The sequence below is a fragment of the Vibrio sp. YT-19(2023) genome (assembly GCF_033337395.1).
Map to the genome: position 1 here is coordinate 1 of NZ_JAWOQN010000519.1, position 690 is coordinate 690.

A 690-nucleotide genomic window follows, 5' to 3' on the forward strand; every position below is an offset into this window, starting at 1 on the left:
CGAAAAGTGAATGACTTAAAAGTCACCTTACCTCCAGGTGTTAATGAGCCTCAGGTTATTGATGACTTCGGTGATGTGTACGGCATCTTGTTGGCAGTGCCAGGGGATGGCTACAGCTATAAAGAGTTGCTGGATTATGTCGACTCCTTACGCCGTGAGCTTGAACTGGTCGATGGCGTCAGCAAGGTTTCTGTCTCTGGTCAGCAGCAAGAGCAAGTCTTTATTGAAGTTTCGATGAAGAAGTTAAGCAGTATTGGTTTGTCGCCAAATACGGTTTTTAACTTGCTGTCCACGCAAAATATTGTGTCTGATGCTGGCGCTATTCGTATTGGTGATGAGTACATTCGAATTCAGCCTACGGGTGAGTTCCAAAGCGTTGATGAGTTAGGGGATCTGTTGATCTCCGAATCTGGTGCGCAAGGGCTTATTTTCCTCAAAGATGTAGCGGAAATTAAACGTGGCTATGTTGAAGTGCCGAGTAACATCATCAACTTTAACGGCAGCTTAGCGCTGAACGTTGGTGTGTCGTTTGCTCAAGGTGTCAACGTGGTTGAAGTCGGTAAGGCCTTTGATCGTCGCCTTGCCGAGTTGAAGTATCAACAACCGGTTGGTGTCGAAATCTCAGAGATTTACAGCCAACCGAAAGAGGTAGATAAATCGGTCTGCGGCTTTGTGATCAGTTTGGCGCAG

1 protein-coding gene is annotated in these 690 nt (G+C 46.5%); it reads left to right on the forward strand.

Annotated elements, in window-relative coordinates; translation table 11 throughout:
• Nucleotides 1–690, forward strand: a 690-nt coding sequence (locus R7E78_RS26860) for an efflux RND transporter permease subunit (RefSeq protein ID WP_318058705.1), incomplete at both ends; no start/stop codon positions are given.